At 61.4% G+C, this 19525-nt stretch carries 16 protein-coding genes and 2 pseudogenes; 3 read left to right on the forward strand and 15 right to left on the reverse strand.

The annotated features are described in order from the left end of the window. Positions 1 to 13 precede the first annotated feature (13 nt). Positions 14 to 922, reverse strand: coding sequence for a hydrogen peroxide-inducible genes activator (locus JNB71_RS22030; RefSeq protein WP_220373912.1), 909 nt, complete (start codon positions 920 to 922; stop codon positions 14 to 16). Positions 923 to 1156: 234 nt separating this feature from the next. Here JNB71_RS22030 and katG point away from each other — a divergent pair, with 234 nt between their 5' ends. Next, a complete protein-coding gene (gene katG, locus JNB71_RS22035; protein WP_220373913.1) occupies positions 1157 to 3355 on the forward strand; it encodes a catalase/peroxidase HPI in 2199 nt (732 codons plus the stop codon). A gap of 87 nt (positions 3356 to 3442) precedes the next feature. Here the strand turns inward: katG and JNB71_RS22040 are convergent, their stop codons facing one another. Further along, complete coding sequence (locus tag JNB71_RS22040; protein ID WP_220373914.1) at positions 3443 to 3865, reverse strand: hypothetical protein; 423 nt, start codon at positions 3863 to 3865, stop codon at positions 3443 to 3445. Positions 3866 to 4086: 221 nt separating this feature from the next. Further along, positions 4087 to 5283, reverse strand: a complete 1197-nt coding sequence (locus tag JNB71_RS22045; protein ID WP_220373915.1) for an MFS transporter — start codon at positions 5281 to 5283, stop codon at positions 4087 to 4089. Positions 5284 to 5382: 99 nt separating this feature from the next. Here JNB71_RS22045 and JNB71_RS22050 point away from each other — a divergent pair, with 99 nt between their 5' ends. Continuing rightward, complete coding sequence (locus tag JNB71_RS22050) at positions 5383 to 6276, forward strand: LysR family transcriptional regulator (protein WP_220373916.1); 894 nt, start codon at positions 5383 to 5385, stop codon at positions 6274 to 6276. 88 nt (positions 6277 to 6364) lie between these two features. On the opposite strand, the gene JNB71_RS22055 is transcribed toward JNB71_RS22050, so the two are convergent. The 12 genes and pseudogenes from JNB71_RS22055 to JNB71_RS22105 form a co-directional block, all read right to left on the reverse strand. Continuing rightward, positions 6365 to 7195 carry an alpha/beta fold hydrolase gene (locus JNB71_RS22055; protein WP_220373917.1) on the reverse strand — a complete coding sequence of 277 codons (831 nt, stop codon included), beginning with the start codon at positions 7193 to 7195 and terminating at the stop codon, positions 6365 to 6367. 235 nt (positions 7196 to 7430) lie between these two features. Further along, entirely contained in the window at positions 7431 to 9044 is a 1614-nt protein-coding gene (locus JNB71_RS22060; RefSeq protein WP_220373918.1) for an MFS transporter, read from the reverse strand. Then, the gene (locus tag JNB71_RS22065; RefSeq protein WP_220373919.1) at positions 9041 to 9499 is read right to left on the reverse strand and encodes a DoxX family protein; all 459 of its coding nucleotides are present in this window, start codon (positions 9497 to 9499) and stop codon (positions 9041 to 9043) included. Before JNB71_RS22065 ends, JNB71_RS22060 begins: the two co-directional genes overlap by 4 nt. 254 nt (positions 9500 to 9753) lie before the next feature. Continuing rightward, positions 9754 to 11739 carry an amidohydrolase gene (locus tag JNB71_RS22070; RefSeq protein WP_220373920.1) on the reverse strand — a complete coding sequence of 662 codons (1986 nt, stop codon included), beginning with the start codon at positions 11737 to 11739 and terminating at the stop codon, positions 9754 to 9756. Next, positions 11739 to 12029, reverse strand: coding sequence for a XapX domain-containing protein (locus tag JNB71_RS22075; protein ID WP_220373921.1), 291 nt, complete (start codon positions 12027 to 12029; stop codon positions 11739 to 11741). The genes JNB71_RS22070 and JNB71_RS22075 overlap by 1 nt, the downstream gene beginning before the upstream one ends. Positions 12030 to 12117: 88 nt before the next feature. Then, a complete protein-coding gene (locus JNB71_RS22080; protein ID WP_220373962.1) occupies positions 12118 to 12768 on the reverse strand; it encodes a hydrolase in 651 nt (216 codons plus the stop codon). Between the two features lie 239 nt (positions 12769 to 13007). Further along, the gene (locus JNB71_RS22085) at positions 13008 to 13904 is read right to left on the reverse strand and encodes a helix-turn-helix domain-containing protein (RefSeq protein WP_220373922.1); all 897 of its coding nucleotides are present in this window, start codon (positions 13902 to 13904) and stop codon (positions 13008 to 13010) included. 183 nt (positions 13905 to 14087) lie between these two features. Further along, entirely contained in the window at positions 14088 to 14996 is a 909-nt protein-coding gene (locus tag JNB71_RS22090; RefSeq protein WP_220373923.1) for a helix-turn-helix domain-containing protein, read from the reverse strand. A gap of 102 nt (positions 14997 to 15098) precedes the next feature. After that, positions 15099 to 16007, reverse strand: a complete 909-nt coding sequence (locus tag JNB71_RS22095) for a helix-turn-helix domain-containing protein (RefSeq protein ID WP_220373963.1) — start codon at positions 16005 to 16007, stop codon at positions 15099 to 15101. Positions 16008 to 16227: 220 nt separating this feature from the next. After that, positions 16228 to 16586, reverse strand: a pseudogene (locus tag JNB71_RS24765) (LysR substrate-binding domain-containing protein); the annotation flags it as partial. 148 nt (positions 16587 to 16734) lie between these two features. Further along, positions 16735 to 17781, reverse strand: coding sequence for an alpha/beta fold hydrolase (locus JNB71_RS22100; protein ID WP_220373924.1), 1047 nt, complete (start codon positions 17779 to 17781; stop codon positions 16735 to 16737). Between the two features lie 210 nt (positions 17782 to 17991). Continuing rightward, the gene (locus tag JNB71_RS22105; protein ID WP_220373925.1) at positions 17992 to 18930 is read right to left on the reverse strand and encodes a GlxA family transcriptional regulator; all 939 of its coding nucleotides are present in this window, start codon (positions 18928 to 18930) and stop codon (positions 17992 to 17994) included. A gap of 87 nt (positions 18931 to 19017) precedes the next feature. Between JNB71_RS22105 and JNB71_RS22110 the strand changes: the two are divergent. Beyond that, positions 19018 to 19356 (forward strand): annotated as a pseudogene (locus JNB71_RS22110) (OsmC family protein); the annotation flags it as partial. Between the last annotated feature and the right edge of the window lie 169 nt (positions 19357 to 19525).

The following is a 19525-nucleotide window of genomic DNA, read 5'->3' on the forward strand; positions in this document are numbered from 1 at the left end:
CTTTCGCTGTCCACTATGTGCGATGGTCGCGCATCGCATCGGCCGACTGGCGAACGACGTCCGAAATCTGCAGGAACTGCTTGGCGAGCGGGCTCGTCTTGCGCCAGATCATCCCAATTGTTCGCGAGGGTTGGACACTCTGAAAGTGCGCGACAGACACCGACGCCGAGCGTGTCTCCACCCCAAGGGCCATTTCGGGGAGCAAGGTGACCCCGATGCCGGCGCTGACCATTTGCACCAGCGTAGACAGAGAACTGCCGTCCAGCAACTCGCGCGGCAATGCCGAATGCATATTGCAGAACGACAAGGCCTGGTCGCGAAAACAATGCCCCTCTTCCAGCAGAAGAAGCCTCATTTCGCGGAGCGCCTCGCGATTGGGCACTGGCTTGCCCTCGTCCTCACCTGGCCGGACCAGCACGAAATTCTCGGAAAACAATGCGACCTCGGTCAACGAAGGTTCCGAGACCGGCAACGCAACAATTGCCGTATCGAGCCGGCCGTCCGCCAACTCCTGAACGAGCTTCGAGGTCAACGTCTCGCGCACGTGAATCTCAAGGCCTTCATGCATGCGCGTGAGGTTGCCGATGATTGCAGGCAACAAATAGGGCGCGATCGTCGGGATGACGCCGATCCGCAGCCGCCCGACCAGCCGGTGCTGCGAGGCGCGCGCCAAGTCTCCCAGTTCATCGACAGCGCGCAGGATGTCACGGACGCGCAGGGCAAACGCTTCTCCGAAATGGGTCAGGCGGACTTGTCGCGGGCCTCTTTCGAAGAGCTCGGTGCCGAGCGTTTCCTCCAGCTCCTTGATCTGCATCGACAAGGCGGGCTGGGAAATCGCGCAGGCGTCTGCCGCGCGCCCGAAATGCCCCTGTCGGGCCAACGCCTCGAAATAGCGCAACTGCTTGAGTGTCAAATTTGTCATAAGTCCACCTTATCGCGGCAATCAGAAAATCCAACTTAAATTAATGAACTGGCTTGGCTATAGTGTCGATGGTGAAGACGAATTGCAGCTGCCGCCAGGAACGGCCATGGAACGGCCACCAGCGGCGCGCAACTTGTTGACGTCCAGTCCAACCGGCGCCGAACCCCATTGAGCTCTTTGCTTCAGGACGACCACCGGATGGTCCGCTTCATGTGATCACAAGGGAGAAACAATATGGATTCAAAAGTCGAAACCGCGGGCAAGTGTCCGGTCGCACACACGCACACGGCCCATGGCGGTAGGTCGAACCGGGACTGGTGGCCGAACCAGTTGAATCTGAGGATTCTCCATCAGAACTCCTCTCTGTCCGATCCCATGGGCACCGGGTTTGACTATGCCGAGGAGTTCAAGAAACTCGATCTGGAAGCCCTGAAGAAAGATCTCCACGCGCTGATGACCGATTCGCAGGATTGGTGGCCGGCCGACTTCGGTCACTACGGTCCGCTTTTCATCCGCATGGCGTGGCACAGCGCCGGCACCTACCGCACCGGCGACGGCCGTGGCGGCGCAGGAGCCGGCCAGCAGCGCTTCGCGCCGCTCAACAGCTGGCCGGACAACGTCAACCTCGACAAGGCGCGCCGGCTGCTGTGGCCGATCAAGCAGAAATACGGCAACAAGATCTCCTGGGCCGACCTGATGATCCTCACCGGCAACGTTGCCCTGGAATCGATGGGCTTCAAGACGTTCGGCTTTGCCGGCGGCCGGCCGGATGTCTGGGAGCCCGAGGAAGACGTCTATTGGGGCGCCGAGGACACCTGGCTTGCCGACAAGCGTTACTCCGGCGAACGCGATCTGGAAACGCCCCTCGCGGCCGTGCAGATGGGCCTGATCTATGTCAATCCGGAAGGTCCCAACGGCAACCCCGATCCGCTTGCTGCGGCCAGGGACATTCGCGAGACCTTCGCGCGCATGGCCATGAATGACGAAGAGACCGTCGCTCTCATTGCGGGGGGGCATACGTTCGGCAAGACCCATGGCGCCGGCGACGCTTCGCATGTCGGCGTCGAGCCGGAAGGAGCCGGCATCGAGGAACAGGGTTTCGGCTGGACGAGCAGCTTTGGCACCGGCAAGGGCGGCGACACGATCAGCAGCGGCCTGGAAGTCACCTGGACCACGACGCCGACGAAGTGGAGCAACAACTTCTTCTGGAACCTGTTCGGCTACGAATGGGAACTGACGAAAAGCCCGGCCGGTGCACATCAGTGGAAACCGAAGCACGATGCCGGCGCCGGCACCGTGCCGGATGCGCACGACACGTCCAAGCGCCATGCCCCGGCCATGCTGACGACCGACCTTGCCTTGCGCTTCGACCCTGCCTACGAAAAGATCTCGCGGCGCTTTTTCGAAAATCCGGATCAGTTCGCCGATGCGTTCGCCCGTGCGTGGTTCAAGTTGACCCACCGCGACATGGGCCCGCGAGCGCGCTATCTTGGTCCCGAGGTTCCCGCAGAGGAACTGATCTGGCAGGATCCGGTCCCCGCCGTAGACCACGTCCTGATCGACGCGCAGGACATCGCCGATCTCAAGGGCAGGATCCTCGCATCGGGGCTGTCGATCTCCCAGCTGGTTTCGGTTGCCTGGGCGTCTGCGTCCACCTTCCGCGGTTCCGACAAGCGCGGTGGCGCAAACGGCGCGCGCATCCGGCTCAGCCCGCAGAAGGACTGGGAAGTCAACCAGCCGGCCCAGCTGGCGACGGTGCTTGAGACGCTTGAAGGCATCCAGAAGGCGTTCAATGACGCTCAGCCTGGCGGCAAGAAGGTGTCGCTCGCCGACCTCATCGTCCTCGGCGGTGCAGCAGCCATTGAGAAGGCAGCAGCAAACGGCGGCCGCCACATCGAGGTTCCATTCACGCCTGGCCGTACCGACGCGACGCAGGAGCAGACCGATGTGGACTCCTTTGCCGTTCTCGAACCGATCGCCGACGGGTTCCGCAACTATCAGAAGGGCGCATATGCCATTTCGCCCGAGGAGTTGTTGATCGACAAGGCACAGCTCCTGACGCTGACCGCACCGGAGATGACGGTTCTCGTCGGCGGCTTGCGCGTGCTGAACGCCAATGCCGGACAGTCCCAGCACGGCGTCTTCACCAAGCGCCCTGAAACGCTGACCAATGACTTCTTCACCAACCTGCTCGACATGGGCACGGTGTGGAAGGCAGCGCCGGATTCGAAATATGTGTTCGAGGGGCGCGACCGCCATACGGACGAAGTCAGGTGGACCGGCACCCGCGTCGATCTCGTTTTCGGTTCGAACTCGCAGCTTAGGGCGCTTGCCGAAGTCTACGGCCAGAGCGACACGCAAGACAAGTTCGTCCGCGACTTCGTGGCGGCCTGGACGAAGGTGATGAACGCGGATCGCTTCGACATCGCCTGATCTTCGACCAGACGGAAACGTATTCGGGCGCGGCTGAGACGAGCCGCGCCCGAATGCAGTCCGTCAATCTCGCGGCGGACCGATCATCTAGGGTCTGCGAAGATAGGGTTTCGCTGGTCGCGGCGTCGCATGCTGTTCATGACGATGCCCGCGATCGGTCATATGGTCGAACAGGACCGCGCGCAGATCGGCAAAAATTCCGACCTTCGACTTGCAATTGCGCAACTCGGTTATCAATCGCCACAATGCCTCGTCAATTGCGCGGTGGGCGTCCGCGAGAACCCCGCCTCTCTTTCCGCTATGGCGCAAGCAGCTGTAGTTGACCGCATTCTTTATGGCAATGTCAGCAAATCGGCGACAGGCGGGCGTGGCTTCCACAAGTGACAAGGCCGCCCGGATATTGACGGCAAAGGCGAGCTCGAACTCAAGGGAGGCAAATTCACCATCGACCGATGTGGGATGGACGCGCTCCAGGAAGCGGTACCACAACGGCTCGGTTTTCATTTCCATCGTTTTGCCCCCGGACATCGTTTCGCCCCGCCCGATGTCGAGCTGGTTGTGCGCGCATATTGGCGCAGATCCGGGCCGCCCGCTTCGGGCTTTGGTCCTAAGCGCATCAGGACTTTGGTCGCAATTCGAAATCTCTCCCCAATCGACCGAACCGAGGAATAGGACAGGCGAACGGACGAATTCCTTTCGCATCGACTGCAGGCGTTCAAGAGAGCCTGCAGTCAGGAGAAAGGGTGTGCACCACGCCGCCGGAGCCTGGTGCCAAGCGCGACCGAAGCGAGAGCAAAGCCGAGAAGGCTGACACGGCTCCAGCCGCCGTAATTCCACGCAGCGACGGCGAGCGCCGATCCGGCTGCGCCACCAAGGAACATGCTTGTCATGAAGATGGTGTTGATGCGGCTGCGGGCCTTCGCATCGAGCGCGTAGATAATGTGCTGATTGGAGATCAAGGCGACCTGGATACCAACGTCGAGGACGACGACGCCGATGAGAATTCCTGGTATCGAAGCCCAGAAGCCGAGCGCTCCCCACGCGAACAGTGTCAGCGCCGCCCCCAGCCCAACGCCCGAATGCGGGCCGCGCCGGTCGGCTATCCTCCCGGCCAAGGGCGCGGCAAGCACGCCGACCCCGCCAACAATGCCGAACAGGCCGGCGGCATCCGCGCCGAGATTGAACTGTGGCGTCTCGAGGTAAAGGGCGAGAATGGTCCAGAAGGAGGTGAAGGATGCAAAAAGCGCCGCCTGCACGATCGAAGCGGCCCGCAACGCAGGATGCCGCCGCCATAGGTCGAGGAGCGACCGAAGCGCCGCCGGGTAGGACAGGCGGGAAACCGGGCTGAGGTCCGGCAGAGCCATAGACATCATGCCTGCGCCGACCAGCGCGAGCGGCGCGCTTACCCAGAACATGTCGCGCCAGCCGAAATACTCACCAACGAAACCGGACACAGTGCGGCTGAGCAGGATGCCGGAAAGGACGCCGGCCATGATTGTGCCGATCGCGGCGCCGCGGCGCTCGGGCGCGGCAAGCGCTGCGGCGACGGGGACAATCTGCTGAGCACCAGTGGCGCTGGCCCCGAGGAGCATCGAGGCAGCCACGAGGAGCGCGGCAGTCGGCGCGACAGCGGCCAAGACCGAAGCGATCGCCAAAGCAAAGAACTGCCCGATGATCAGCCGCCGCCGGTGAACAATGTCCCCAAGCGGCAAAAGCAGAAACAGGCCCAAAGCATAGCCGAGCTGGGTGGCGGTCGGAACGACGGCTGTCGCAGATTGGCCCGAGAACTCGGCCTCGATAAGGCCCAGGATCGGCTGATTGTAATAGATGTTCGCGACGGCAATGCCGCCAGCAACAGCCATGGCGTAGAGGCGAAGGCGGCCAAGTTCGGATCTAGAGCCGAGGTGGTTCTCATTGAGCACGTTCATGGTTGATTCCCGCTGATGAAACTGTGCTGAACCTAATTTTTTATCATAAGATGTGTTAGAGACCGGATGTGTCATGCTAGAATATCAAAAAGTGATATAATGAACATTGATGACGTTGCCGTGTTTGCCGTAGCGGCCGGGGCCGGAAGTCTTTCGGAGGCGGCCCGCCGTCTGGGACTTACACCGATGATCGCGACGCGGCGGCTCGCGTCGCTGGAGCGTTCGCTCGGCGTCAGGCTCATGCACCGCACGACGAGATCGCTGTCGCTCACACCTGAAGGAGAGAGCTTCCTTCCTTATGCTCAGGCTCTGGTGGAAACGGAGCAGCAAGCGCGCGCCCTGCTCCGTGGAGAAGAGGAGGGTGCGGCGGGGCTTCTGCGCGTGTCGGCCCCTGTGGCGTTTTCGCTCAAAGTGATCGCCCCGCTTATTCCCTCACTTCTAGAAACCAATCCAGACCTCAGGCTGTCGCTCGACATGAGCGACAGCATGCCCGACCTCGTGTCGTCAGGGACGGACCTCGCCATCCGAATTGCGCGGCTGAAGGACAGCAGTCTCATCGCCAGGAAGCTGGCGGACAACCCCCGTTCGCTTGTCGCCTCGCCTACATATCTTGAAAAACACGGCACGCCGCGTAGTGCCGGCGAGCTTGCACACCACAATTGTCTGCCACTCTATGGAGTGACACACTGGACATTCCTCACGGCCGGAGTTGAAAGCTCATTGCGCCTGCAGAGCCGTTTTTCGTCGACGAGCATCGAAGGATGCCATGCGGCCTGCCTTGCGGGCGCAGGAATAGCGCTGCTGTCGGATTGGAACGTTGCCGACGATCTCTCGTCCGGTCGATTGATGCGCGTCACCTTGGAGGACGCGGAGCCCGAGAGGCTCGCAATCTGGGCCGTTTATCCGACGAGCAGGCTCGTTCCTCCCAAGGTTCGCGTCTTCATCGACGCGCTTGTGAGCGCACTTACGGCGATCAAGAGATCGGGTACGTAATTCCTTGACTCGGCAGAGGTTCGCGTAGCCGCGAATGCCAGGCAGCGCAGCTTCAAGGGCCGGCGGCGCTGATCGCCGGCCCTTGTTGCTAGGACTCGATGAAGGCGAGCAGGTCGGGATTGATTACATCAGCATGGGTCGTCAGCATGCCGTGCGAGTAGCCCTCATAGACTTCCAGCCTGCCGTTCTTCAGCAACTTTACGGCCAGGCGCGCTGAACTGTCGATCGGCACGATCTGATCGTCGTCTCCGTGCATGACCAGCGTCGGCACCTCGACCTTCTTGAGATCCTCGGTGAAATCGGTTTCGGAGAAGGCCTTGATGCCTTCGTAATGGGCCTTGGCACTGCCCATCATTCCCTGCCGCCACCAGTTCTGGATTGCGCCGGTAGAGACCTTCGCATCGGGCCGGTTAAATCCATAGAACGGGCCGCTTGGCAGATCGAGGAAGAACTGGGCACGGTTTGCAGCGAGCTGGGCGCGCAGACCATCGAACACTTCCATCGGCAGGCCGCCGGGATAGGCTTCGGTCTTGAGCATGATCGGCGGCACGGCTCCTACCATCACAAGCTTTGCGACGCGTCCCGCACCATGGCGAGCAACATAGGCCAAAGCCTCGCCGCCGCCGGTGGAGTGGCCGATGTGGACGGCATCGCGCAGATCGAGCTCAGTCGCAAGCGCGGCGACATCCGCTGCGTAATGGGCGATATCATGGCCGTCGCTGACCTGGGTCGAGCGACCGTGGCCGCGGCGGTCGTGGGCGATGACGCGGTAACCCTTGCTGAGAAAGTAGAGCATCTGCGCGTCCCAGTCGTCCGACGACAGCGGCCATCCGTGATGGAACACGATCGGCTGGCCCGCCCCCCAATCCTTGTAGAAGATCTCGACGCCGTCTTCTGTCTTAATGAAATTCTGGGTCATGGGAACGATTCCTTTGCTTTGCTTTGACATGGGAAGTTGCCGCCGCGGACCGCCTGCACCTTCGGCACGGCAGATGCGCGAGAAGGTAGCGTCGCCCGAGCGGCCGGGTGGGAGAGGCTTGCTCTGCGCCTCCTCGCCGCCCCACCTCGAAGCCTAACGACGCCTCCGGACAAGTCTTGTCGGTTTCCGTTGTGTTTTGGATAAAAGCGCCCGCGTCGCGTGCGAATGCTCGCACTCAGTTGCGACCGAGATGGGGCCGATTTATCGCCAAGAGATGGTTGACCACGGGCGCTTCTGGACCCCTGTGGAAACGACGGACTTGCTGCTGTACGTCAGCGTCGGCCTTCGAGACGCGCCGGTGCTGGCGAAGGTGCTCGGCCCAGGATTCGACCATGAACCACTCGACTATTCTCTGTGGATCGGCGGCGTCCTCGGTGACGCCCCAGCCGTAGGCGCCATCGCGGCGACGCTCTGCCGAGAGCTGGGCGAGCGCCTTCAGAAAATCGCTCCGGTCACTGTTGTCGACCCGGTATTCGATCGTGACGAGCACGGGACCGCGATCATGTTCGACGGGAGCAGCCGTGAGGGGTTCTGGCCAGTGGTTGGACGCCACCAGGTCAGCGTCGCCCTTTGGCAGCTTGACGAGGTGAAAGATGAGCCCCGCTACGGCAAGTCCAACGGCGCCGAGAACAAGGGTCGTCGGAACGCCGGCGATCTCCGCGACGGCACCCCAGGCCAGGCTCCCGGCGGTCATCGCACCATTGAACACCGTGAGATAGACGGCGAGCGAACGCCCCCGAACCCAGTTCGGCAGAATCGATTGTGCGGCCCCGTTCAGTGTGGTCAGCGCAGTGATCCAGGCGGCTCCGAGCGCAAGCAGAGCCAGAATGGCTATCCATCGGGCCGGCGCGAAGGAGAGCCCAGCCATCACGGCAGCCGTGACGAGCGCCGACGCGAGCAACAGCGCGTCCGCATCGAGCTTTGCGCGAAGTCTCGGCATCACCAGCGCACCGCCGATGGCACCGGCGCCGACCGCGCCTAGCAAGATGCCGTAGAAACCGGCGTCGCCGCGGAGAAGATTGCGGGCGACCAGGGGCAGAAGCGCCCAGACCGAACTCGAGAAAGCGAAGAATGCGGCCGCCCGGAGAAGCACGACATGCAGTTCGCGGCTCGCCCTCGCAAAGCGCAGACCGGCGCGGAATGCGCCGAAGAAGCGTTCGGACAAGCCGTCGTCCACATCAGGCGCGCGCCTCCACCAGATGAGGGCAGCGATGACGAAAACGTAGCTGATGACGTCAACGCCATAGGTAAAGGCTGCGCCGAACCAGGCAAGCAGCAGGCCGCCGACTGCCGGGCCGATCGCTCGGGAGATGTTGATGCCGAGCGAATTGAGCGCTACGGCGCCTTTGAGATCCTGCTTCGGGACGAGTTCGGGAACGATGGCTTGCCAGGTCGGCGCCATCAGCGCCGCTCCGATGCCCCCGACGAAGGTGAGTGCAATCAGCGACGTAATGGTCTGCAACCCCGTCGCAGACAGCAACATGAGGCAGATGCTGGTTCCGGCCAGCAGAAGCTGGATGATGATCAGGAACTTGCGGCGGTCGAGAATGTCCGACAGCACACCTGCAGGGATCGCGAGGAGGAAGATCGGAAGCGTCCCCGCAGCCTGCACCGCCGCCACCGCGGCAGGGGCGTTCGAGAGGTCGGTGACAAGCCATGAGCTTGCGACATCGCGGATGAAGCTTCCGGTATTGCCGACAATGGTCGCGACCCAGAGAATGGCAAAGGTTTTCTGGCGAAGCGGCGCGAACCCGCTGCCGGCCGCCGGGGTTGCAGATAGAGAACTCATGAAGTCCGCCCCTTTCCGGATGCGCCATGTTCACGCAGGTCGTGCCATGCCACCAGAATGAACGCACCAACGAGCCCGACGTGCTCGAAGAAGCCGTTCATGGCCATCGATCGCTCCATCCCAAGCGGCAATTCCCAGAAGCGAAGCGCGATGAAGGTCGCGGCGAGTGTGAAAGCGGCAAGCGCAAGCGCCGCCGCCCAGCGGAAGATGCCAGCAAGGATGAGCGCCGACATCGACAGCTCGAAGACGATCACGCCGACGGCGAAAAGCGGCGCCGGATGCAGGCCGAAATGCTCCATTTCGGCAAGCGCACCCGAAAAGTCGAATATCTTCGTCAGCGGCCCCTGAATATAGGCCGAGCAGAGCGCCAGCAGGCCGATGAACAGGACGCGCCTGTCGGCGAGCCCCGGCCGAAATCGTGTGGTGAGATGCTTCTCGAGGGAAAACAGGCTCATCGTCTTGCCTCCTTCCCGGGCCTTTTAACCTTGCTTGGGACGGTCCGAGATAACCCGTTGTAATAGGCACCATGCTTCGGCAATGGGCGGTTCACCATGACTTTCGCCCATGGGTGCCGGGGACTGACCGTTGATTGGCCCAGGTCCTGACCGAGAGCGAACGACGAGTTGATCAAGCTTGACACGACCGTCGTCGCGGCTGCGGCAGTAATCTTTTTCATTTCATGATCCTTATCGGGAGCTTCCGCCGATCTTCACACGGCCCAGCACGAGCAGCCGAGCGCGCCGAAGAAACCCTTCAGATCGGCGATCGGCAGGCGAGACGTCCAGGCCGCAGCATGGTCGTGACCGTGCATGCCGCAACTGCTGGAGCAGCCGCAGGACGCAATCGCGGTTCGTCGAAGCGAATGCCGCCCGGCCCCTTCAGGCTCGCCCCAGGCGGCGTATCCGCCATAGGTTCTGACCGGCGACCAATCCGGCATTGCCGGGGGCAGCGGATTCTCATCCAGGCTGGCGAAATCGTTCGCCGCATAGACGATCCGGCCGCCGACCATCGTAAGGTCGGAGGTCAGGAACGAGATCTCGTCCTCGGCGCAGGCGAAGTAGTCCTTGCTGGGAACGGTAAGGTCGGCCAACTGCCCCTTCTCGATGCGCCCCTTCCTGCCTTCCTCATTGGAGAACCATTGCACCTTTTCGGTCCACATGCGCAGGGCCGTTTCGCGGTCGAGGCAGTTGGCGCGCGGGTAGAGCTGCATGCCGCCGACGGTCTTGCCGGTCACCAGCCAGGACAGCGAGACCCAAGGGTTATAGGAGGCGACGCGGGTGGCGTCCGTGCCGGCGGAGACATTGACACCCTTCTCGAGCATGCGCGCGATCGGAGGCGTCGCCTCGGCGACGCCGTGACCATAGCGCTCGACGAAATATTCACCCTGATAGGCCATGCGATGCTGTACGGCGATGCCGCCGCCGAGTGCCCCGATCCGGTCGATCGACTGGTCGGAAATCGTCTCGGCATGGTCGAAGAACCAGTTGATGCCGGAGAGCGGAATGTCCTTGTTCACCTTCTCGAAGACGTCGAGCGCACGGCTGATCGTCTCGTCATAGGTGGCGTGCAGGCGCCAAGGCCAGCGGTTCTCGGCGAGGATGCGGACCACCTCCTCGAGTTCGCCTTCCATTTCCGGTGCCAAGTCGGGCCGCGGCTCGCGGAAATCTTCGAAATCGGCCGCCGAAAACACCAGCATCTCGCCGGCACCATTGTGGCGGAAGTAGTCGTCACCCTGCTTGTATTTGACCGAGGAGGTCCATTTGAGGAAGTCCTCCTTCTCCTCCTTCGGCTTCTGCGTAAAGAGATTATAGGCGAGCCTGACGGTCATCTGCCCTTCATCGGCGAGCTTCTGGATGACGGCATAGTCGTCCGGATAATTCTGGAAGCCGCCGCCTGCATCGATGACGCTGGTGACGCCGAGGCGATTGAGCTCGCGCATGAAGTGACGCGTCGAATTGACCTGATACTCGAAGGGAAGCTTCGGCCCCTTGGCAAGCGTCGAGTAGAGAATACCCGCATTCGGCTTGGCGAGCAGGAGACCGGTGGGATTGCCGTTGGCATCGCGAGTGATCTCGCCGCCGGGCGGGTTCGGAGTGTCTTTGCTAAAGCCGACGGCGCGAAGTGCCGCGGCGTTGAGCAGCGCCCGGTCGTAGAGATGCAGCAGGAACACCGGCGTATCCGGCGCCACCGCGTTGATCTCGTCGATGGTCGGCAGCCGCTTTTCGGCGAACTGGTGCTCGGTGAAGCCGCCGACGACGCGCACCCATTGCGGCGGCGGCGTGATCGCGACCTGCCGCTTCAGCATGTCCATCGCGTCGGCAAGCGAGCGCACCCCGTCCCAGCGCAGCTCCATGTTGTAGTTCAGGCCGCCGCGGACGACGTGGGTGTGGTTGTCGTTGAGACCCGGAAGCACGCGCTTGCCTTTGAGGTCCACCAGTTTGGTGTCAGGCCCGGCAAGCGCCATGCTCTCCTGATCCTGTCCGACCGCGAGAAACGTGCCATCCTTGATGGCAACGGCCGTCGCGTTCGGATTCGTACGGTCGAGCGTTGTCAGCAAACCGTTGTGGAGGATCAGATCGGCGGTCACTGGCTTGTCTCCTGATATCGAAGCGGAATTGGCGGCTCGCGCCGGTGAAAACAGGTTGGGGAGCGCCAGGGCAGACGCTGCTCCCAGAAAACCGCGTCGTGTCGGCATTAGCTGGTCTCCCTCGTCGATGTACGGTTGGGCACACCTGCATGATCGTGATCGGCCCCGATCGGTAGTTCCCCGAAGACGTGCGGGACACAGCGGCTATGGAACCAGGAAACAGTGACCGGATTGCCTGAAAACAGGCGCTTGACGAGCGGTACCGCCTGTTCGCCGACGAGGATGCCCAGAAGCCCCACCAGCGCGATCACCGGCGGAGCCGGTGAGCGAACGTTGAGCAGGCTGTAGATGACGCCGACGAGAAGGCCGGCCCCGAGCGAGAGGAGATACATCTTCATCGTCAAACCCTTTAACGAATGGTCGTCGCCGTTCCGACCGCACAGGTGCGGTCGGAACGGGTGCTCAGGTGAGCAAGCCCAGTAATGGTCAGTGGCCTTCGGACGCGCCGAACATGGTCTTGGCGTAGATGATGCCGAGGCCATAGGCGCCGCCGAACTTCTTGGCGATGCCGGTGGTCATGTCGTAGGTTTCGGTGCGGGCCCAGTCGCGCTGCAGTTCCAGCATGTACTGGAGCGAGGTCATCGGCCGCACGCCGGCCTGCACCATGCGGTCCATGGCACGCTCGTGGGCCTCGTCGGAGACGTCGCCGCAGGCGTCGGCGATCACATAGACCTCGAAGCCTTGATCGAGCGCGGACAGGGTCGGACCGACGATGCAGACCGATGTCCAAAGCCCACAGAACACAAGGCGCTTCTTGCCGATGCGGTTGACCTCCTCGATCACCGCCGCGTCCTCCCAGGTGTTCATGGAGGTGCGGTCGAGAAGCCGTTGTCCGGGGAAGGCATCGGTTATCTCCGCGAACATGGGACCGGAGAAGCTCTTTTCCGCAACCGTCGTCAGGATCGTAGGCACCTTGAAGCCGGCGGCCGCGTTGGCGACCAGGGCCGCGTTGTTGCGCAGCTGCACAGCGTCGATCGACTTTGTCGCAAACGACATCTGCGACTGGAAGTCGATCATGATCAGCGCGTGGTCCTTGGGCGAGACGAGAAGATTGCCGGGGGTCGGTGTTGCGTTCAGCGTCATGGTACTGGCCTCTTTCTGTTGGTTGCCGATGTTTGCGACTATGCCGAGGACGGCAGCGCGATTCTTGTAGCCAACGACGGACTTTTGTATTTTTTAATCGCCGCCAAGTCTGAGGCCCGATGCGCGATGATGTGCCGAAGCGGAGCCATCAAGAGATGCATGAACCGCATGGCGGCAAGGGACTCTTGTCCCTCCCCCGAGGCTCTCGTCGTTCGACTCTCGTCGAGCCTCGTTCAGGACTGCCTGCTTCGTCTCCAGGCACCGGGGGTGGCGCCCGTCGCCTGTACGAATGCACGTGTGAAGTGGCTTTGGTCGGAAAAGCCGCAGAGGCTGGCGATCTCGCTCAACCGGGTTTGTGAGAACTGCAGCAGATCAACGGCCTTTTCGATGCGCTGTTGTTGCAGCCATCGATGCGGCGTCTTCCCCATCGTTTCGCGGAAAGCACGAAGAAAAGTCGCCTGCGAGAGATTACAGACCGCAGCGAGCTGTTCGACACTCAGTTCGCCATTCAACTGACTCTGGACGAGGTCCCTGATCCTGGCCTGGCAACGTGCGGAAAGCCGGCGTCCTGTGGCGGCTACGGCGCTGCGGCCGTCGCCGTACTGCTGAACAACGTGAACTCCGATTGCGACCGAGAGCTGGTCAACAAACAAGGCACTCCGGTCTGCGCTCCCATGAACTGTTGCAAACAGCGCGCTCAGCATGCCACCGAGCACGGGATCTGGGTGCGCGGCAATCGGGCGCAATTCGCTGACACCTCTCAAGTCCGCCGCGTCGGCGATCCGCTCGAGTGCGTGGTGGTTGAGTTCGAGCAGCATGAAGTCGAAGGAACCGCTGAGGTCGGCGCGATAGTCGTCGGCGAACTTCCGCAGATAGACGGCGTTTTGCTCGAAGTCATGGACAGTCGAATGATGCTCTCGGAAGATCCGGCGCCTGTGTCCGCCTGCTGCGGAAAGACCGAGCAGGTATCCGCGCCCGGTCGCTGGTGTCGTGACCCCTTCTTGCGGCGCCGAAGCAGACCTCTTGCGATAGAACGTCATGTCGCGACCCTCGATCGTTCGGTTGTCGTCGAGCTTGTCCATGGAGCAACCGAGGCTGTCGTGTCTTTTGGTGGCTGCGACGCCCGTCATGCCTTGGGTCCCGTACTTTTAGAGCTTACCTGCGCGAACCTCTTTACCACGATCATCGGCATAGGACTGAGGCCCTGTGCGAAGTCGCAAAGTCGCCCTGGATCGCCGCATTATCGCTGCGACTGGAATAACGTTCTTGAACGAAACTCACCCGTTTTGAACGATCCGAGCCGGAGGAGGCGATCAGAGCCCGAGCGCATCCAAAGCCACGCCGAACGGTCTGTTCTTTCGTCTGAAGCGTGCCGGTGTGTCGCCAGTCAGACTTGTGAAAACCCTGGTCATGTGGCTCTGATCCGCGAAGCCGCAATTGATCGCGACCTCCGCAATCGATAGGTCCTGCAACAGGAGTTCCTTGACCCGTGCGACCCGGTACTCGGTGAGCCATCTTGAAGGGGTGCGCCCAAAGCTCTCTTTGAAGGCCTTGTTGAAATAGCTGCGCGACAATTCGCAGCGAGAGGCCAGATCTCCGATCGAGAACGGCTTGTTGAAATGAGCAGCCAAAAATTCCGTTGCGAGTCTTTCCTGCCAGGGCGACAAGGTCCCTTTCTTGTCCATTGGAAAGTGCAGCCCGCCATAGGTTTGACTAAGGTGCGCCAGCATCGCGAGATTGATCTGCTCCAGGAAAAGGGGATTGGCCTTGTCGGGATCATCGAGCGACGGCAGCAATGCCTGGGCAAGGCCATGCATGACCGGATCTATGCGACCCTGGACACAAGTGAGTGCCACATATTCGCTACGGCCCACCTCTTCGGCAAAGGCACGCATGCGGGAAAAGGGAATATGGAAGCGGATATTGTCGAACGGCGAGAGATGATGGCACTGCCACTCGTCGCGCAAGTCAGTGATTGCCAGCGACGCCTTTGCATGTCCACCCTCGTAAACCAATCGGCCACGTCGCCATAGCCGATGGGCTTCGAAGTCACGAAGTTGAACAATAACGCCAAATGCGTCTGTGCAGGGAATGGCCGGTGCGACGTCCAGATCGAACCGGTCGGAACAGGTCCTCGTCACCCTTATATCGCCGGCAATAATTGACTTGATGAGCGGGCCCCGGCCCCAACTTGCGACGTTCGATCCTTCGTGCATGGCCATCGACGTGGTCTCCCGATTTCTGGCTGGGGGCGATACACCGTTCACCTGCTGTGTCCAGGGGTCGACTGCGACCCTTATACGGACACGAATCCAGAACCGCTGTCAATGCAGCCAACGCGATCGCCAGGCTGAAGGGGTGCTGCCCGTAACGCGGCGGAAACCCTTGGTGAAATGATCCTCGTCGGCGAAGCCGCAACGGGTGGCGATCTCCGCGAGTGTTAAAGAACGCTCGCGGAGGTACTGCTTGGCGCGCGCTGTTCGATAGCAAAGTAGCCACTGTTGTGGCGTCTGGCCCGTTACTCCTTTGAAGCCGTCGACAAAGCGACGGATGGAAATACCAGCCGCAGAAGCTGCTGCCGCCATCGGGAAGTGATCGGCAAAATGGTCGATCATGAAGTCCTTGGCCGCCTTTTCCTGCCAAACTGTAAGCTGCGTTGAACTCGCCCCTCCCTGACGGGGATGATCGCCATAGGCGTGAAGCAGGTGGGCACAGATGGCGATGGCGATGTGCTGCAAGACCGCAGTCTGGGAGTTCCCTTGCCTCTCGAACAGCGGCAGAAGAGCCGCTCCGAGATTTCGCATGACGTCATCGTCCTCACCTCGTCGGCATCGGAGCCTGGTCGCTTTCGGTGCAGTCGAGAACTCAGCGATTTCCCGAAATAATGCGCGCGGTAGCTGGAAGGCGAGGGACTCGAGATCGCTGAACAGCCGGATGCAGGCGCCTTGGGCAAGATCGACAAGGCAAATGGAACCTTGCCGGAAGCGGCGAATCTCGCTCTCGGCGCCATTGGAAGCAACGTCGGAATGATGCGCATCCTTGAGGTACAACATCAGAAAGTAGGATTCGTCCGGCGGCAAGGACACCAGGCGGTCGGCATCCCCGTTGAACCGCAATTCCAGGCGCGTCACGGAAAATCCGGCATCCCGAACCGGCCTAGCCGGCAGACATCGAGCATACGGCAGGCCAAAATGAGCGCCGACGCCCTCTTCCGTTCCCGTGCTATGGTTCATCCGCACCTCCCAGATGCTGCTCTGTTGCTGCAACAGGCGTTGGCCGCGACGCCGATGCTCCCGACCTGACAGATCTCGACAGCAGAAGGGCTCGATATTAGGCCCTTTATGTCCGTCGCAAAGGAAGGATGCCTGCGGGCGTCACCAAAATCTTGTAACATTTGCTCGCCTTTTGGCGGAAAGGAGACCTTCGAGCCGAATACAGGAGTTCGCATCCACACAGCGGGCTCATATGGGTAACGTACCTTTCGAAAAAGTCCGAAAACCTTGCGACGCGCATCGGCAACTCCTCGTAGAGCGGATAGTGCCGCGCGACAGCGCATCGTCGACAATGAAACGCGGCAGCAGGGCACCCCCCTGCCCGTCTTCCGCCAGTCTTGAGATTAGCTCGCCGTTGTTCGCAGCCAGTACTTTGCCGGCCAATGCCTTGCGGGTCCGCCCACTGTTCGTCAGCTCTCAGGTCTCTGAGATCGCGTCCGCGTCGTAGGCGATACAGGAATGTCGACTGGGGTCGTCTGGCATCTCAGGTGTTCCGAACATTGCGAGATAGCTTGGGGAGGCGACAAGGATGCGCCGCACGGCGCGAATAAGTGCTAGGCACTTTTCCTGGAAACGCTGTTGGAAGCGCCACGTAAACAACTGGAGCCGTTCCCGATTGACTGGAAGGGCTGCTTCGAGAAGTGTACAGCGACCTTTGTGGGCCTGGAAGACGCACGGGCGAAAGTGATCAGAAATGATCGACGTCAACGACGGCCTGGGCAAAGGCCTGCGGTGCTTCCTGCGGCAGGTTATGACCGATGCCGCCCGTAACCAGCCGATGCTCGTACTTGCCCGAAAACTTCTTGGCATAGGCTGCGGGCTCGAGATGCGGGGCGCCGTTGGCATCGCCCTCCAGCGTGATCGTCGGAACGCCGATCAACGGGAATTTGGCGAGCCGTTCTTCCAGAACGTCATATTTCCGCTCGCCGTCGGCGAGGCTGATCCGCCAGCGGTAGTTGTGAATCGTGATATCAACGTGATCCGGGTTCTCGAACGCCGCCGCGCTGCGGTTGAAGGTGGCATCGTCGAAATTCCATTTCGGCGATGCGATCTGCCAGATGAGCCTGGCGAAATCATTCCGGTATTGCTCGTAGCCGGCGCGGCCGCGTTCCGTTGCGAAGTAGAATTGGTACCACCAGGCAAGCTCGGCCTTCGGCCGCAAGGGTTTCTTGTTGGCTTCACGGCTGCCGATCAAATAGCCGCTCACGGAAACCAGGGCCTTGCAGCGCTCCGGCCAGAGCGCGGCGATGATGTTGGCCGTCCGCGCTCCCCAATCACAGCCGCCGATGATCGCCTTCTCGATGCCCAGCGCATCCATCAAGGCGATGATGTCGAGGGCAATCGCCGATTGCTGGCCATTGCGCGGCGTGTCGGGTGACAAGAAACGCGTTGTCCCGTAGCCGCGCAGATAGGGGACGATCACACGGTAGCCGGCCGCCGCCAGCAGCGGCGCCACATCGACATAGGTGTGGATGTCGTAGGGCCAGCCATGCAGAAGAATGACCGCCGGCGCATCGCCCGCTCCGAATTCGGCATAGCCGACATTAAGGACGCCGGCGTGGATCTGCTTGAGCGAGCCGAAGGACGTGTTCGTCCCAGGCGCGATCGCGGGAATGCGGACCTGGCTCGCTGATTGCGCTTGGGCGATACCTGTCATGCCGAGCTGCGCGGCAGCAACGGCCAGTGCCGCTATCCCGATGAAATGCCGCCTCGGCCGATTGATTTCCTCTGTCATCGATTTTTCCCCGATTGAATGAAGACAGCAGCAGATGCGGGCACCGACTTATCTCCACTGTGTCCGCCGCCGGTGAAATTGAAAGCTTATGTCGAAATCAGGCGAGTAGACACACTGGGATACATACAATCTCATGCCGCTGCGTCTGCACTCGCCGAGGTCCGGGGTGAAGCTCCCTATCCGGGCACTCATTCGGCAGCTTCCGGGCGCCTATGCGCTCTCACGCGCATTCCGCCGGATCGTTTGGGGCGGCTGGCCAAGCGCGCGAAGAAAGGCCCGGCGCATGCGATCGCTATCGGCAAAGCCGGCTTCCTCGGCGATCACGTCCATGGAATGCCGACCGTGCTCCATCATCAGCCGTGCCGCCTCCACGCGGAGGTTCTCCACGGCCTTCGCGGGCGATTGTCCTGTCTCGGCCCGAAACGCGCGGCTGAACTGGCGCGCACTCAATCGCGCCGCATCAGCCAGCTCTTCTACCGACAGGACGCTGCGGAGGTTTGCCTTGGCGTAATCGATCGATCGCTGAATCCGATCAGACTTCGGGTCGAGCTCGAGCAGCGCCGAGAACTGCGACTGGCCGCCGGCGCGCCGATGATAGACAACAAGCTTGCGCGCGACCGAGCGAGCGACCTGCGGGCCGTGGTCCTTCTCGATCATCGCCAGCGCGAGATCGATGCTGGCGGTCATTCCGGCGGACGTCCAGACGCTGCCGTCGACTATGAAGATGCGGTCCTCTTCGACCTTTACTGCCGGGAAGCGCTCCTGCAACTGGCGCGCAAAGGCCCAGTGCGTTGTCGCCCGTCGACCATCCAACAGGCCCGACTCCGCAAGCACGAAGGCGCCGGTACATGGCGCTGCCACCCTCCGCGCCGTTTCCAGCGCGTGATGCGCGAACTCGATCAGTCCCGGCGTGCTCGGCTCGATAGTCGTCCCGGCGCCGAACATCACGGTGTCATAGAGTGTACTGTCGAAGGATTTCGTGAGGACGCCAAAGCCGGCTGACGACTTGACCTCTCCGCCCCTCTCCGAAAGCAACTCTATCCCATAGACCGGCTCCCCAAGGGCGACATTCGCCATCTCGAAGGCACTGACCGCCGCGAAGCCCATGAGCTGGAATTTTGGAAAGACAACAAAGCCGATGCGATGCATGGTGCAATTTCCTGCCTGGAATTGCGGGATATACGATATTTCCGACATGGCATAAACCACTATAACAGGCGGTCACGAGCAGACTTCCCCTATGACTTCCTGTCGATCGCACTTGGCGCCTGCACGTCGATGACGCTGCGCCTATATGCCGACCACAAAAAGCTGACCCTCGGGCGCATCGGCGTCGACGTCTCGCACGCGAAGATCCATGCCAGGGACTGCGAAGAGTGCACCGAATCGGAACGCAGCGGTGGCGCCCGAATCGATCGTTTCGAGCGCGTCATTTCCGTCGATGGCGAGGTCTCCGAGGAGCTTCGCGACAAGATTGCCGAGATTGCCGGCAAGTGCCCGGTGCATCGCACCCTCGAAGCTGTGGCGAAGATAAAAACCGTCGTGAAATCACAATCCCGAGTGACAGAACAATAGCCTCGACGGCTCGGCCCGATTAACGCCGATCTCGAAAAAAGAACGGGAGCTTCGGAGCGGCAAGATTCGCTGTCGACCGACAACCCTTCCGGGGGCGCGTCTGCCCAGTTGCTTTCTGAGCGATGGGAAACGACGGCGATCGGATCTCGATCAGCGAATGGACATCCAT

It is taken from the genome of Rhizobium herbae (assembly GCF_019511375.1).
In the GTDB taxonomy this organism is placed as follows: Bacteria; Pseudomonadota; Alphaproteobacteria; order Rhizobiales; family Rhizobiaceae; genus Pararhizobium; species Pararhizobium herbae_A.